The organism is Psychrobacter sp. Arc29 (genome assembly GCF_041431175.1).
GTDB lineage: Bacteria > Pseudomonadota > Gammaproteobacteria > Pseudomonadales > Moraxellaceae > Psychrobacter.
Genome location: NZ_JASMRR010000001.1, coordinates 459,277 through 472,841, shown reverse-complemented (window position 1 = coordinate 472,841; position 13,565 = coordinate 459,277). Strand labels below are relative to the sequence as shown.

Here is a 13,565-nt window from a genome sequence, read left to right as displayed (position 1 = left end):
AAGGAATATCACATGGATTATCGCTCAAAAACCTCTACCGGCGGTCGTAATATGGCAGGCGCGCGCGCATTATGGCGTGCCACCGGAATGACTGACGGCGACTTTGGCAAGCCAATCATTGCGATTGCCAACTCTTTTACCCAATTCGTACCCGGCCATGTGCATCTAAAAGATCTTGGACAGCTGGTCGCGCGTGAGATTGAGCAAGCTGGCGGTGTGGCAAAAGAATTCAATACCATTGCGGTCGATGATGGTATTGCAATGGGCCATAGCGGCATGCTGTACTCGCTACCAAGCCGTGATTTGATCGCTGATTCTGTAGAATATATGGTCAATGCGCACTGTGCGGATGCGCTAGTGTGTATTTCCAACTGCGATAAGATCACCCCCGGTATGCTGATGGCGGCAATGCGCCTTAACATACCCGTGGTATTCATTTCAGGTGGCCCAATGGAAGCGGGCAAAATCCTAGCCAGCACCGTTGGTAAGAGCCACAATACCGATAGCAATGACAGCAGTGCCGTTCGTAAGCTTGACCTCGTCGATGCCATGATGGACGCGGCTGATGATAGCATCAGTGATGAAGATGTCGCCGCTATCGAGGCTTCAGCTTGCCCTACTTGCGGCTCATGCTCTGGGATGTTCACTGCCAACTCGATGAACTGCTTGACCGAAGCGTTAGGATTGGCCTTACCGGGTAATGGCTCACTACTAGCTACCCACTCACTGCGTCGCGAGCTATTCTTAGAAGCTGGTCGTACAATCGTTTCACTAGCTAAACGCCGCTACGAGCAAGATGATGATTCAGTATTACCACGCTCAATCGCGACCAAAGCAGCTTTTGAGAACGCGATGAGCTTAGATATTGCCATGGGCGGCTCAACCAATACGATTTTGCATCTACTTGCTGCGGCCAATGAAGCTGAGATTGATTTTAAAATGGCTGACATTGACCGTCTAAGCCGCGGTGTGCCATGCCTAGCAAAAGTAGCCCCTGCCTCACAAAAATTCCATATGGAAGACGTGCATCGTGCGGGCGGTGTCTTTGCCTTGTTGGCTGAACTTGATCGTGCGGGATTGTTGAAAACTGACGTGCCGACTATCCATAGTGCGACGATGAAAGAAGCGATTGATAAGTGGGATATCATGAATCATGATAACCATGAGGCACGCGCGCGCTTCCTTGCCGCACCGGGTGGCGTTCGCACCACCGAGGCATTTTCACAATCAAAAGAGTGGTCAAACCTTGACGTTAACCGTGAGTCAGGTTGTATCCGTAGTGCCGAACATGCCTACTCTGCAGATGGTGGCTTGGCCGTACTGTACGGCAATATTGCCGAGCGTGGCTGCGTGGTCAAAACCGCTGGTGTCGATGAGAGTATCTTAACCTTTACCGGTCGCGCACGTATTTTTGAATCACAAGATGATGCAGTTGCTGCAGTTTTAGACGACAAAATCGTTGCAGGCGATGTGGTCATCATCCGCTATGAGGGCCCTAAAGGTGGCCCTGGTATGCAAGAGATGCTCTATCCAACGACGTATCTGAAGTCAAAAGGACTGGGCAAGGAATGCGCCCTACTCACTGATGGTCGTTTTTCTGGTGGCACATCCGGTCTATCAATCGGTCATGCCAGCCCAGAAGCTGCTGAAGGCGGTGCCATTGGTCTGGTTGAAGAAGGCGATAGCATTCATATCGACATCCCAAATCGCACTATTAACATGCAAGTCAGTGATGCAGACTTGGCCGCTCGCCGAGAAGCTATGGAAGCACGCGGTCGCGATGCATGGAAACCCGTCAGCCGTGATCGTCACGTTTCTCCCGCATTACGTGCTTATGCAGCTATGACTACCAGTGCGGACACTGGTGCTGTGCGCGACGTAAGCCAAGTTGAGCGCTAAGAACTCTATCTAAACCCTTCGTTTTCATAACTTATTTATAGAAATCTATCAAGCCTGCGCCATGCAGGCTTTTTTTTCACCAAAAAACAACGCATCTGTCGTTCTGATAACTATTTTTTTCGGTAATAATTCTTTTTTATCGTCATGATAAGTCATATTATAGGCTAGATATTAAGCATCCATACCAACCATTATCAATATCGAAAGCCAACCTCTCAAAACCAGCCCTTAAAATATAACAACGTGCGAAAACCTTATGATTGAAAACTACAATTTATTTTTATTAATCTGCGGTATCGCCTTTTTATTAGGGGCATTGTTTCCTGTTATCTTTAAACGCACCTCGATCTCATTACCGATGCTACAAGTGAGCTTCGGTCTAATGATGGGTTACTGGTGGACGTCTCTATCTTTTTTGGACCCTATCAATAATGGGGTAATTATCGAAAAACTGACTGAAATTGTTATTTTGGTCTCATTGGTTGGTGCGGGGATCAAAATTGACACCGAATTCTCTTGGCGGCTGTGGCGACCCACGGTCAGGCTCTTACTCATCACGATGCCCATCGGTATTTTTGCGATGGCAGGGTTAGGCTATTATGCCTTTGGCTTGAGCCTCGGCGCTGCTATTTTGCTGGGTGCGGTATTGGCGCCTACCGACCCTGTTCTGGCCTCTAGTATTCAGGTGGGCCCCCCTAATACAGGGAGAGAAGACACTCCCCGCTTCACGTTGACTTCAGAAGCAGGGTTAAATGACGGATTGGCTTTTCCTTTTGTCTACTTAGCGATTAAAATTGCGGAAGCTTTCAGTGAGGGAAAAGCTTTTACCAGTGAGATGCTGTGGTCATGGTTCACCCATGATGTTTTGTGGAAGATTGGCGCAGGGGTATTGGTTGGTGTGCTGGTTGGCAAGGCGATGGCCAAAGTGGTATTTTCTAAACATACCCGTGAGACCACGATATCGCAAGGATATGTGGTTATTGCTTTGACTTTGGTGGCATATGGTGTCGCAGAGTATGTACACAGTTATGGGTTTATCGCTGTCTTCGTCGCTGCATTTGCATTCAGGCGTTCAGAATGTGAGCACACTTATCATCAAAAACTACACGATTTTGCTGAGCAATCAGAAGGTTTGTTAATGTCGTTAGTACTGGTTATTTTTGGTATGTTCTTGGGTCAAGGTTTGCAAGCTGGTGTTGAGCTCACATGGCGTGTCTATGTCGTCAGCTTTACTTTCCTACTACTCATACGCCCAATTGGCGGATTTATCGCCTTATCAGGACTTCATTTACCCCGTGCTGAAAAATACGCAATTTCAGCACTAGGTATACGCGGTATTGGTACTTTGTACTATCTGTCTTATGCGCTCAACACAGATTTCTTTGCTGAGGATGATGCACTCAAACTGTGGATTGTCTGCTCGATTGTGATTCTGACCTCCATCTTCATCCATGGTCTGAGCGCAACGAGGCTACTTAAAATGACACCAAAAGAGCATCATTAATCATTTATGCTGCCATTATCATTGATAAAGTGGGTTCATTTATAGAACTGCCTTTCTCAGCGTACTTCATCAACCCAGCTCAAAACCGCTTCTGTCAATGCAAACTGACGGATATCATTGAGCATGGTGGTATCAAAGTTATGGATAAAGGCAAATGACAGTTGACGCGTAGGATCACACCAAGCGACTGAACCGTTATATCCCATATGCCCAAACCCTGATAGTGCTGGATCAATGCTATTATCGATAGTATCTTTACTACTACATATACTGAATAATCTGTGGTAGCCCAATCGCCACTGCATAGGCGCTGGCATGACGGCATCTAGGCCTGTGACTTGTATTGTGGAGAGCTGCTTAAACGTAGCACTATCAATTAGCGTCTGCCCTTGCCAAACCCCACCATTGGCCAACATGGCATAGATAGTGGCTAGCGCATCCGCTGAAGCGACGCCATTAGCGGCGGGAATGATTGCCTGTAGTGTGTTGCGATTGTGATAATCAAGTGCTTGTTTTCCGGCAGGAATGAGCGCTGCCTTATAGTTTTTTAGATTGAGCTGGCTGGTATTGAAATATAGGCTATTAATACGCGCAGTATTTAATACAGATTGTATATTATCAATATTTCTGTTATCTAAATCGTCATCAAGGCTACTTTGCGTTTCAGCTGTACGCTTATCATCTAGCATTTTCTGTTGCCAGCAATGATAGCTAGGCAGACTTGCATAAGTACGTAAGGTGCTTGGTGAGTCGGATTTTAGGGTTGGTTTTTGGCGCTTGTTACGCAGTTGTACGCTATCCTCATTTGATGACTCAAAGTCTTTGGCAAGCTTTGCTACTTGATCTACTTTGCTATCTGGTACACCAAAATAGCAACTGTCTGCAATACCTAAAGGCTCAGTTAGATATTGACGTAATGCTTCGGCTAATGACATATGCGTCACGGCTTCTATCACACCGCCAAGTACCCAACCATATATCAACGCGCTATAAGCACTGCCATATGCAGCGGCGTCCTCAGGTGCTGTGATAGGCATTCCTTCAATATGACTCAGCATAACGCGCCAATCGAGCACCGTATCACTATCAACATCGATACTGGTAATCGAAAACAAATCCGCCTGGTGTGACATCACTTGCCGCAAGGTAATGTTGCTTTTACCTTTTGCGGCAAACTCTGGCCAGTAGTGAGCAATAGGCACATCGTAACCAAGCAGCTGCTGCGAAACCAATACATGCGCTAGCGTCGCTAAAATGCCTTTACCAGTAGAAAAGTTAATGGCGAGCGTACCAGGTTGCCATGCCGCATCCAAACGCGCCATACCTGTACTTGCCTGCGCAATACACTCGCCTGCCTGATACACAACCACAGCACCACCAGCGGGCGCGTCATCTAGTTGTAAATCTGTCAATAACTGCTGTAAGCGACGTTGTAAATCTATGCTCATAGATGTATCGATATTTTTATTATTTTGATCATTGCTTTGCTTATTGTCGTCCATCATTGCTACCTTGCTCCAGTATTGTGAACTGTCCTAGTATTAAAATCAGTTGGGTGCATGCGTTATAGAGATATTGTAGATCAGTATAAATGCATTGATAACCAATAAAAAAGGCCACCTATCGGTCGCCTTTTTATGCTTCAACTATTATGATAATTTAGCGCGGTACTAGCAAGCGATTATGGACTTCTTGTTCAAGCTTGGTCAAGCCGTGACTACGTCCACGCTCCATAGCAGTATCCATCTTGCGCCCACGCAACCAACCTGCGCGTAGTGCAATGGCAGCCCCTACCCTGTTGCCCGAGCCGCAATGCATGACCATCTTTTTACCATGATACTGACGCAATATATTATCAAACGCCAATATTTTAAGCTGCTTTAGCTCTTCAGCGCCATTAATAGGTAGGTGCTCATAGCTCATTCCTGCGCGCTCAACGGCGGCTGATTCATTAAAACTCAACTCATCCTCTGGCTGCAAATTAATCACCAATTCAACACCAGCTTTTGCTAGAGCGGCAACTTTTTCTTCATTTAACGCGCCGCACACAATAGTATTGGCATCCGGACGAAAATAAGGCTCAAAGACAGCGGACAAATCAACGCCATTGTCAGAGTCGCTATGGTCATCATTTGAGATATCAGTGACAACGTTGTCATTAGCAGCTGCTGTATCAATAGTCATTGATCTGTCAGCTTGATCCGTACTTGTCGCGCTATTTTGTGAATTCATGTTTTGTGCAGTCATAATGATAAATGTGTTGGTTAAATATGGCTATTAAGATATAGGTTCTGATACGTCGTACAATGCTTGCTACTTGCTATTTAACGTCACGACACCCGCCAAATGTGGCTTACTATTTTTAGAGCTATATAGTCCGAAATCACAGGTATCTCCTGCGTTCTCAAGCTTCGCTACTGGTTGAGCGATAAGCTCTACTTCAGCTGGCAAAAAGATAGGCAGTTTAAATGAGACGTCGACTGTATAAGCATCAGGCAGCTCATCCATTAGAGCAAGACACTTAGCTTTTGACCACATGCCGTGTGCAATCGCTTTAGGGAAGCCAAACGCGCGCGCTGATAGTGGGTGCAAATGAATCAGATTAAAGTCACCTGAAACAAAAGCATAACGGCGACCAATATCTTCTGGTACTTCAAAAATACTGTGTACGTCTTTTTTACCTACTTCTGGCTTCACAGCAACTGGGCGCGGCGTGCTTTTTTTATCTTTGCTGCTGGCCGTTTTTTTGCTGCGTGATAGGTAAGTTGACGTCCCTTCCCAAATCACTTTGTCCTCTGCTTTGACCGTGGTGACAAAGTCAAACTGCTGACCCTGAGCATGGTCACGCAAGTTATCAAAAGTAACCGACATGGACACCGTTTCGCGCTCACCGATAGGACGATGCTGCGTGACGCTATTGTCTACGTGTACCAGACCCAACATCGCAAATGGAAACGGCTCTTTGACCATCATATTCATCTGTAGAGTCTGTGATAATACTGAAAAATACGTCGCTGGAACTTTACCATTATCAGCAAAGCCACAAATTTTACGATAGTCGTTTAGATTATCATGATCGATATGCAAATCATCGACGTAATAGGTGGCCTGCGGCAATTGATCTTTACTGACTTTGCCACTGTTACCAATCGGTAGTAAGCTTTTGACGATATTGGCATAGGTAGTGTGCGCTTTTGGCAACGCGTCATAATGGGTGTCTGACATAAGTAAATCCTAAATGTGGCTTGAACAAGATTTTTAACGTATCTAAAGACATTAAGCAATCATTGACTAGTACCTATTATCAATAAGCACTATATTCAATCAATTTTGCAAGTATCTTTAATAGCAAAAAATAGTTTGGCTGATGGCTCTTGTGTTTTTATCATAAAAAAGCCACCCGTGGGCAGCTTTATTACAATTTATCAGCAAATATTTCGTAAGCATATGTGAGGCAAATCAAAAACAAGGGATAATACCATCACGCTATCCTCTCCTCATTTGCCACATAGTCTCATCAATAAATCAGTATTATGCGCCAAGTAAGCTTTGACCACAAACACGAACTGTGTTGCCATTTAGGCCACCCGAAGCAGGTGAAGCCAACCATGCGATGGTCTCAGCCACGTCAACTGGTAAGCCGCCTTGGCTCATTGAATTCATACGACGACCAGCTTCGCGAATAGCAAACGGAATTGCTTCCGTCATTTGTGTTTCGATAAATCCTGGCGCTACTGCATTGATAGTCATGCCTTTGGCATTGTCTTCTAACTGCTTAGCAGTCGCATCAACCAAACCGATAACGCCCGCTTTAGAAGTGGCATAATTGGTCTGACCCATGTTACCAGCGATACCTGAAATAGATGACACACATACGATACGGGCATTTTCTTTTAGCACATCATTATCAAGCAAGTAGCGATTCAGTTTAGCAATGCTGCCCAAGTTGATATCGATGACCATGTTCCACTTTTTCTCATCCATTCTCGCCAATGTCTTATCACGAGTCACGCCAGCATTATGAATGACTGAATCTAGACCACCACGCTTTTGTGCCGCATCTGCAATTTCTGCGCCAGCGTCATCGCTAGTGATGTCTACTGTCAATGCAGAGCCACTGATTTCGCTAGCAACTTTTTGTAGGTCAGCTTGCTGCTGTGGTACATCAAGACAGATCACATGTGCGCCCTCGCGAGCCAGAACGCGAGCAATTGCTTCGCCAATACCGCGACTTGCGCCCGTCACTAGCATCGTTTTACCGCCTAGAGGCTGGTTCCAATCCACATCAACTGAGTCGCCCTTGCTCACGCGTACCACTTGTCCTGAGACATAAGCTGAGCGTGCTGAAGTGAAAAAGCGCAAGGTCGAGTCTAGGTTCTGCTCAGCACCTGTTTCTACATAGATAAGCTGGGCTGTAATGCCGCGCTTGAACTCTTTACCTACTGATTTTACAAAGCCCTCAAGTGCACGTTGTGCCATGGCAGTTTCGATATCAGTGATGTCCTCTGGTGTACGACCAATAACGATCACTCGGCCTGACTTTTCTACGCGGCGCGCAACGCTATGAAAAAACTCGTACACTTCTTTTAGCTGATCCGCATTGCTGATATTGCTTGCATCAAAAAGCAACACTTTGAACTGATCGTCACCGCCTGTATTGGCTTTTGCTTCAACGCCTGCATCAGCAAGGGCGTCTTTGACATCGTCACTGCTGTTTACATATACATCAGCATGCACATCTAACAAAATACGTGCAACAGATTCACTAATGCTTTTGTCCTCACCATTAGCACGGCCAACTAGTACACTGCCACGAACCAAACGCTCACCGCTTTCAAAACGATCAAGCGTCGCTGGCATTGGCAAACCTAAGTTCTTTGCGACTTTTTTACCAATAGAAGATTGAACAAAATCACCATAACGGTCTGACATAATATATTCCCTATAAATAATGAATGGTTGAAATAATAGTAAACACTAAATGTAATACGCCTATTATATAGGCTCATCAACATTGTAATTATTGATATTTGGTAAATCATCTTAAAACTAGCCTAACTATACACTGCCATTAGAAACATGTCCAAAAACAGACAATGTCTACAACAATCTGTAAACAAGTCAGTATACAAGCTGACGACTTTTTACCGACTTACTGACCATCATAACATGTTAAAATCCGGCCTATAAGTTATGGCAAACATAATTATTGATAACAATATATTATCAAACGTATTGTTATGCAATGCTACTATCTGATACTCGTTGATACTCGCCAGTCTATTAGCGCCTTAACCAGTACGCTTAAAGCTGTCATTGAACTTATACAAGCGACACATCGTTTGCTAAAGATATACATTAAACGAGTATAAAACGACTTATCATACACAGCGATACTAAGTGATAAATGATAATATTTGATTTTTGCTTAATATGACTTTGCCACTTTTTTTATTTTTACCCTTCAATTTTTCTGCCCATACTTTTTAAGGATAATATTATGAGTAATAAAAACAACCACCCTGATAGTCCAGTTGTCGAAAGCACTGTTGTTAAAACCAGCGATGTAAAACCACAAGAAACTGCTGAAAACAATGAGCCTGCTAAAACTGCTGACGTTAAAGCCGATACTAAGGCAAATGATACCAAAGCTGATAGCGCACAAGCTGACAACACAAAAAAAGAAGCGCCAGCTACTAAAAAATCTGATGCTAAAGAAACTGATACCAAAGGCTCAGAAACTAAAGACACCACTAGCAAACAATCAGATGATGAAAAAGTAGAAACCACAGCAGCTAAAAAATCAGCGACTGCTGCTAAAAAAGCGAGTAAGACCAAACCTGCCTCAAATCAGAATCGTGTGGCAATCTTAGGTGGTAACCGTATCCCATTCGCGCGCTCGAACGGTCCATACGCTGATGTTAGCAACACAGATATGCTGACAGCTGCCCTAGACGGTTTGGTTGAGCGCTATAACTTGCAAGACGAAGTCATCGGTGAGGTGGTTGCTGGTGCCGTTATGAAGCTAAGCCGCGATATCAACTTGACTCGCGAAGCAACATTGAACACTGCACTGAACCCACACACGCCAACTTATGATATCTCACAAGCTTGCGGTACTGGCTTGCAAGCGACATTTGCTTCTGCTAACAAGATCGCACTTGGACTTATTGACTCAGCAATCACTGGCGGCGTAGATACTACCTCTGACGCGCCTATCGCTATTGGTGACGGCTTGCGTAAAGTATTGATCAAACTTGGTGCCGCCAAAGACAACAAGCAACGTCTAAAAGCATTAATGGGTCTAAATCCAAAAGATTTGATTGATTCACCGCAGAATGGCGAGCCGCGTACTGGTCTATCAATGGGCGAACATCAGGCCATCACCGCGCTTGAGTGGAACATCACTCGCGAAGCTCAAGATGAGCTTGCCTTTAACAGTCACAAAAACCTAGCACGCGCTTATGATGAAGGTTTCTTTGATGACTTGATCACGCCATATAAAGGCCTGACTCGTGACAACAACTTACGTCCAGATACCACGCTAGAGAAGCTGGGCAAATTAAAGCCAGTATTTGGCAAAAAGAACGCCAACCCAACCATGACTGCTGCCAACTCGACGCCACTGACTGACGGTGCTTCTTGTGTCCTATTGGGTACGGATGAGTGGGCAAAAGAGCACGGCTTAAAACCACTGGCTTATATCGTTCATCAAGAAACAGCAGCGGTAGACTTCATCGGTAAGTCTGGCACGACAGAAGGCCTACTCATGGCACCCGCTTATGCAGTACCACGTATGCTTGAGCGTGCGGGCCTAACGCTACAAGACTTTGATTTCTATGAGATTCATGAAGCGTTTGCCTCACAAGTATTATCGACACTGGCTGCTTGGGAAGATGAGACATTCTGTGAAGAGCGCCTAGGTCTTGATGCACCACTAGGATCGATTGATCATAGCAAGTTAAACGTAAATGGTTCATCACTAGCAGCAGGTCATCCATTTGCCGCGACTGGTGGCCGAATCCTAGCCACTGCTGCGAAACTACTGGATCAAAAGGGCTCAGGCCGTGCGCTAATCTCTATTTGCGCCGCTGGTGGTCAAGGCGTGACTTGCATCTTAGAAAAATAAGCTTCATAAATTGTGAATCAAAAATATATGCTGACTAATTATTTTAATCAGCATATATCTATCCATAAAAAATGCCCTTTAACTATTTAAAGGGCATTTTTTATTGTCTGTACTTTGCTATGATAGAACCGACCTAGATAGTAGCCTCTTAAAAAAGCCGATACGCCAAACAAAGGTAATATTTATGGGTAAGACAGAATTTCTACTTAAAAAAAAGTTTCTATTAAGAAAAATGAGGCAAATCATTTTTGGCTCTGAAAAATTGGTAATGACAAAACCCATTACAACCAGTGATTTTCAGTCTCTAACCACTAAGGAGGATTTAGATCAGTACAATCAGGAGCAAGCCATCCTTTCTGAACGTATCGAAAAAGACATTCTAGATGATGAACTGCGTCGAAAAATGCATCAAGATTTAATCGATACCTATGATGAAGAACTAGAAAATGAAATAGATGATTATGCGCGTGACTTTCGTTTTAACGGACGTGAGATGAGCGAGCAAGAAAAACTGGATCGGCGTACCTACTTCCATGAGTTGGTACGATTGCAGCGAGAACTTATCAAGCTGCAAGATTGGGTGGTCGCAAATGGTGAGCGTATCGTCGTTATCTTTGAAGGGCGAGACTCTGCTGGTAAAGGTGGAGCCATTAAACGTATCACTCAGCGGCTCAATCCGCGAGTTTGCCGTGTTGCCGCCTTACCTGCTCCAACGGAACGTGAGCAGACACAATGGTATTTTCAGCGCTATGTCGCGCATTTACCAGCTGCAGGTGAGATTGTTTTGTTTGATCGCAGCTGGTACAACCGCGGCGGGGTTGAGCACGTCATGGGCTTTTGTACCGATGCACAGTATGAGGAGTTTTTTCAATCGGTACCAGAATTTGAACGCATGCTCGTGCGATCAGGCATTCGCTTAGTCAAATACTGGTTTTCTATCACCGACGATGAGCAGCATGCACGCTTTATGAGTCGGATATATGATCCGCTAAAACAGTGGAAACTCTCACCAATGGATTTACAGTCACGCAGGCGCTGGGAAGACTACACCAAAGCAAAAGAGACCATGTTTGAGCGTACTCATATCCCTGAAGCGCCATGGTGGGTCGTTGAAGGCAACAATAAGAAGCGTGCAAGGCTCAACTGTATTGCGCATTTACTCGAGCAAATCCCTTACAAAGAAATACCTCGTGACGAGATTGAATTGCCCAGTCGCAAACGCGATGACGAATACTACCGCGAGCCTATTCCTGATGATATGTATGTACCGCCGCGCTACTAGCACTAACTGATACAAATATATGTCCCAAAAAAAGCCTTATAACTTTATAAGGCTTTTTTATTGATCACAAAGTATCACCATGATGGATATCGATAGAATAGAGACGCCTAGGTTTTTGAATGAAGTGGTATGAGCTACATGGTATAAGTCGATTGTAAGCTGTCAATTTTACCCGCCAGCAAGCGTTCAACTTCGTTCTTAATCCTTTGGCCTGCGATATCACTACCAATTTGCACCGCAAAGCCTGCTGGTCGACCACCTTGGGTTTTGGAGTTGATCCACACAACCTTACCATTCATTGGCAAGCGCTCGCTAGAGTTGGGTAATGTGATAGCGATAAACACTTCATTACCCAGCTGCTGCGGCTGATCGGAAGGCACAAACAATGCGCCGTTATTCACAAAAGATAAATAGCTGGCATACAGCGTGTCGATACTTTCAATGTGACAGGTTAAGATCCCGCCGCGTCCTGGCATTGCCATAGTCAGCTTCCTTTATCAACTGGGTCTAATATATTTTTATGAGTTATTGAGAGGTTATAAATAAAAGCGATTGTGAGTTATTAGGCACTGATGAAGCGCTATATCACGACTTTTACAAGTCAGCTAATTCTTGCATTAGCTTATCATAGGCAAATTTTTCTTGCACATTTTGTTGCAAAGCAACTTTAGCCTGCTGCAAGCTGGTAGCGAATGTCTCTAATCCGCTATCGGTGGGTTGATAAGAGTCTAGTGCAGCCGATAGTTTGATATCTTTTTGTAGCTCACCAAGCCCTAGACAAACACGGCGCATATCAAGCAGCATCAGCTCAGACAGTTGAATAAACTCTTTTATACTTAACTGACTTTGCCAATAGTCACTTGCTGCTACGCTACTACGCTTACCACTACGTAGCGCTTGCCATGTGGTCAGCCATAAGGATCGCTTGCTATACCACGGTGCCTGTGCCAGCGCTATTGCAGCGAGTGGCGCGCCGTTCGCTAGCTGTATCAGCTGCTCAATCGCCGTTTTACCAACGGCTTCGCGATTGATGGTGTGACCGAGCGCTTTTGTCACATAATCGATAGCAACAGCGGGCTCAATAGTCTGTAATGCCAACTGTTGTACACGGCTCTTAATCGTTGGTAGTAGCTGAGCAGGCGTATCACTGATTAAAAATAGATGAACTTGTGCTTGCGGCTCTTCTAATGTTTTGAGTAACGCATTGGCAGCGGCGACGGTCATTTGCTCTGCGTGATCCAACACACAGATGCGCACCCCTTGTCCGCCTTGATAAATAAAAGGCTGCAAGGCACGAATGTCATCCACTTTGATTTTAAGCGCGCTGCTGCTTGTGGTCTTGGTATTTTTTTTGTCTTTTGCGCTGCTTGGTTTGTCTTGAAGGGTGTCGCTATCCGCATTGATTGGCATACTCACAATTGGCAGCACTTGCAAGCTTGGATGAGTCCCCGACTTAAGCCATTGACAACTTTCACACGCGCCGCACGCGCCTAGTGGATTCGTATCACGCTCGCGACATACTAGCCAAGCCACCAACCGCCATACAAAGGCGCGTTTACCCATCCCTGGCATACCAGCAGCGAGCAATGCATGCGGCAAGGACTGCTGCGTCAATACTCGCTGGGTCAATTGCGACCACAACGTCTGCTGCCACGGCAATAATGGCGCAAAATAGATACTGTCTGAACGCTCTTGCGTGCCTACATTTGCTGTCAGGTCATTCATAGTTATAGCTCTATTGGCTCTATCAC

The 13,565-nt window shown here is 45.1% G+C and carries 10 protein-coding genes; 4 read left to right on the top strand and 6 right to left on the bottom strand.

Annotated features, from left to right (window positions below; all coding sequences use genetic code 11):
• The first annotated feature begins 12 nt into the window (after window positions 1-12).
• Together ilvD and QO189_RS02015 are read left to right on the top strand one after the other, a co-directional pair.
• Window positions 13-1,899, top strand: a complete 1,887-nt coding sequence (ilvD, locus tag QO189_RS02020; RefSeq protein ID WP_371531290.1) for a dihydroxy-acid dehydratase — start codon at window positions 13-15, stop codon at window positions 1,897-1,899.
• A 256-nt stretch (window positions 1,900-2,155) separates the two neighbouring features.
• Window positions 2,156-3,403 (top strand): sodium:proton antiporter, encoded by a 1,248-nt coding sequence (locus QO189_RS02015; RefSeq protein ID WP_238037542.1) that lies wholly within the window; start codon window positions 2,156-2,158, stop codon window positions 3,401-3,403.
• Between the two features lie 56 nt (window positions 3,404-3,459).
• Here QO189_RS02015 and QO189_RS02010 read toward each other — a convergent pair whose 3' ends face one another.
• The 4 genes from QO189_RS02010 to QO189_RS01995 all read right to left on the bottom strand — a co-directional run bounded on the left by QO189_RS02010 (window position 3,460) and on the right by QO189_RS01995 (window position 8,335).
• Window positions 3,460-4,908: a serine hydrolase domain-containing protein gene (locus QO189_RS02010; protein ID WP_371531289.1), complete on the bottom strand. Its 1,449-nt coding sequence runs from the start codon at window positions 4,906-4,908 to the stop codon at window positions 3,460-3,462.
• Window positions 4,909-5,062: 154 nt separating this feature from the next.
• On the bottom strand, window positions 5,063-5,635 hold the full coding sequence (locus tag QO189_RS02005) for a beta-lactamase hydrolase domain-containing protein (RefSeq protein WP_371531288.1): 573 nt from the start codon (window positions 5,633-5,635) through the stop codon (window positions 5,063-5,065).
• A gap of 81 nt (window positions 5,636-5,716) precedes the next feature.
• On the bottom strand, window positions 5,717-6,628 hold the full coding sequence (locus QO189_RS02000) for a MaoC family dehydratase (protein ID WP_371531287.1): 912 nt from the start codon (window positions 6,626-6,628) through the stop codon (window positions 5,717-5,719).
• Window positions 6,629-6,934: 306 nt separating this feature from the next.
• Complete coding sequence (locus QO189_RS01995) at window positions 6,935-8,335, bottom strand: 3-oxoacyl-ACP reductase (protein ID WP_371531286.1); 1,401 nt, start codon at window positions 8,333-8,335, stop codon at window positions 6,935-6,937.
• Between the two features lie 568 nt (window positions 8,336-8,903).
• On the opposite strand from QO189_RS01995, the gene QO189_RS01990 reads away from it, so the two are divergent.
• Both QO189_RS01990 and ppk2 read left to right on the top strand, forming a co-directional pair.
• Window positions 8,904-10,532: an acetyl-CoA C-acetyltransferase gene (locus QO189_RS01990; protein ID WP_371531285.1), complete on the top strand. Its 1,629-nt coding sequence runs from the start codon at window positions 8,904-8,906 to the stop codon at window positions 10,530-10,532.
• A 268-nt stretch (window positions 10,533-10,800) separates the two neighbouring features.
• The gene (gene ppk2, locus QO189_RS01985; protein WP_371531284.1) at window positions 10,801-11,814 is read left to right on the top strand and encodes a polyphosphate kinase 2; all 1,014 of its coding nucleotides are present in this window, start codon (window positions 10,801-10,803) and stop codon (window positions 11,812-11,814) included.
• A gap of 134 nt (window positions 11,815-11,948) precedes the next feature.
• Here ppk2 and QO189_RS01980 read toward each other — a convergent pair whose 3' ends face one another.
• Both QO189_RS01980 and QO189_RS01975 read right to left on the bottom strand, forming a co-directional pair.
• Window positions 11,949-12,296, bottom strand: coding sequence for a PilZ domain-containing protein (locus QO189_RS01980; protein ID WP_201599715.1), 348 nt, complete (start codon window positions 12,294-12,296; stop codon window positions 11,949-11,951).
• 112 nt (window positions 12,297-12,408) lie between these two features.
• Entirely contained in the window at window positions 12,409-13,539 is a 1,131-nt protein-coding gene (locus QO189_RS01975; RefSeq protein ID WP_371531283.1) for a DNA polymerase III subunit delta', read from the bottom strand.
• Window positions 13,540-13,565: the final 26 nt, after the last annotated feature.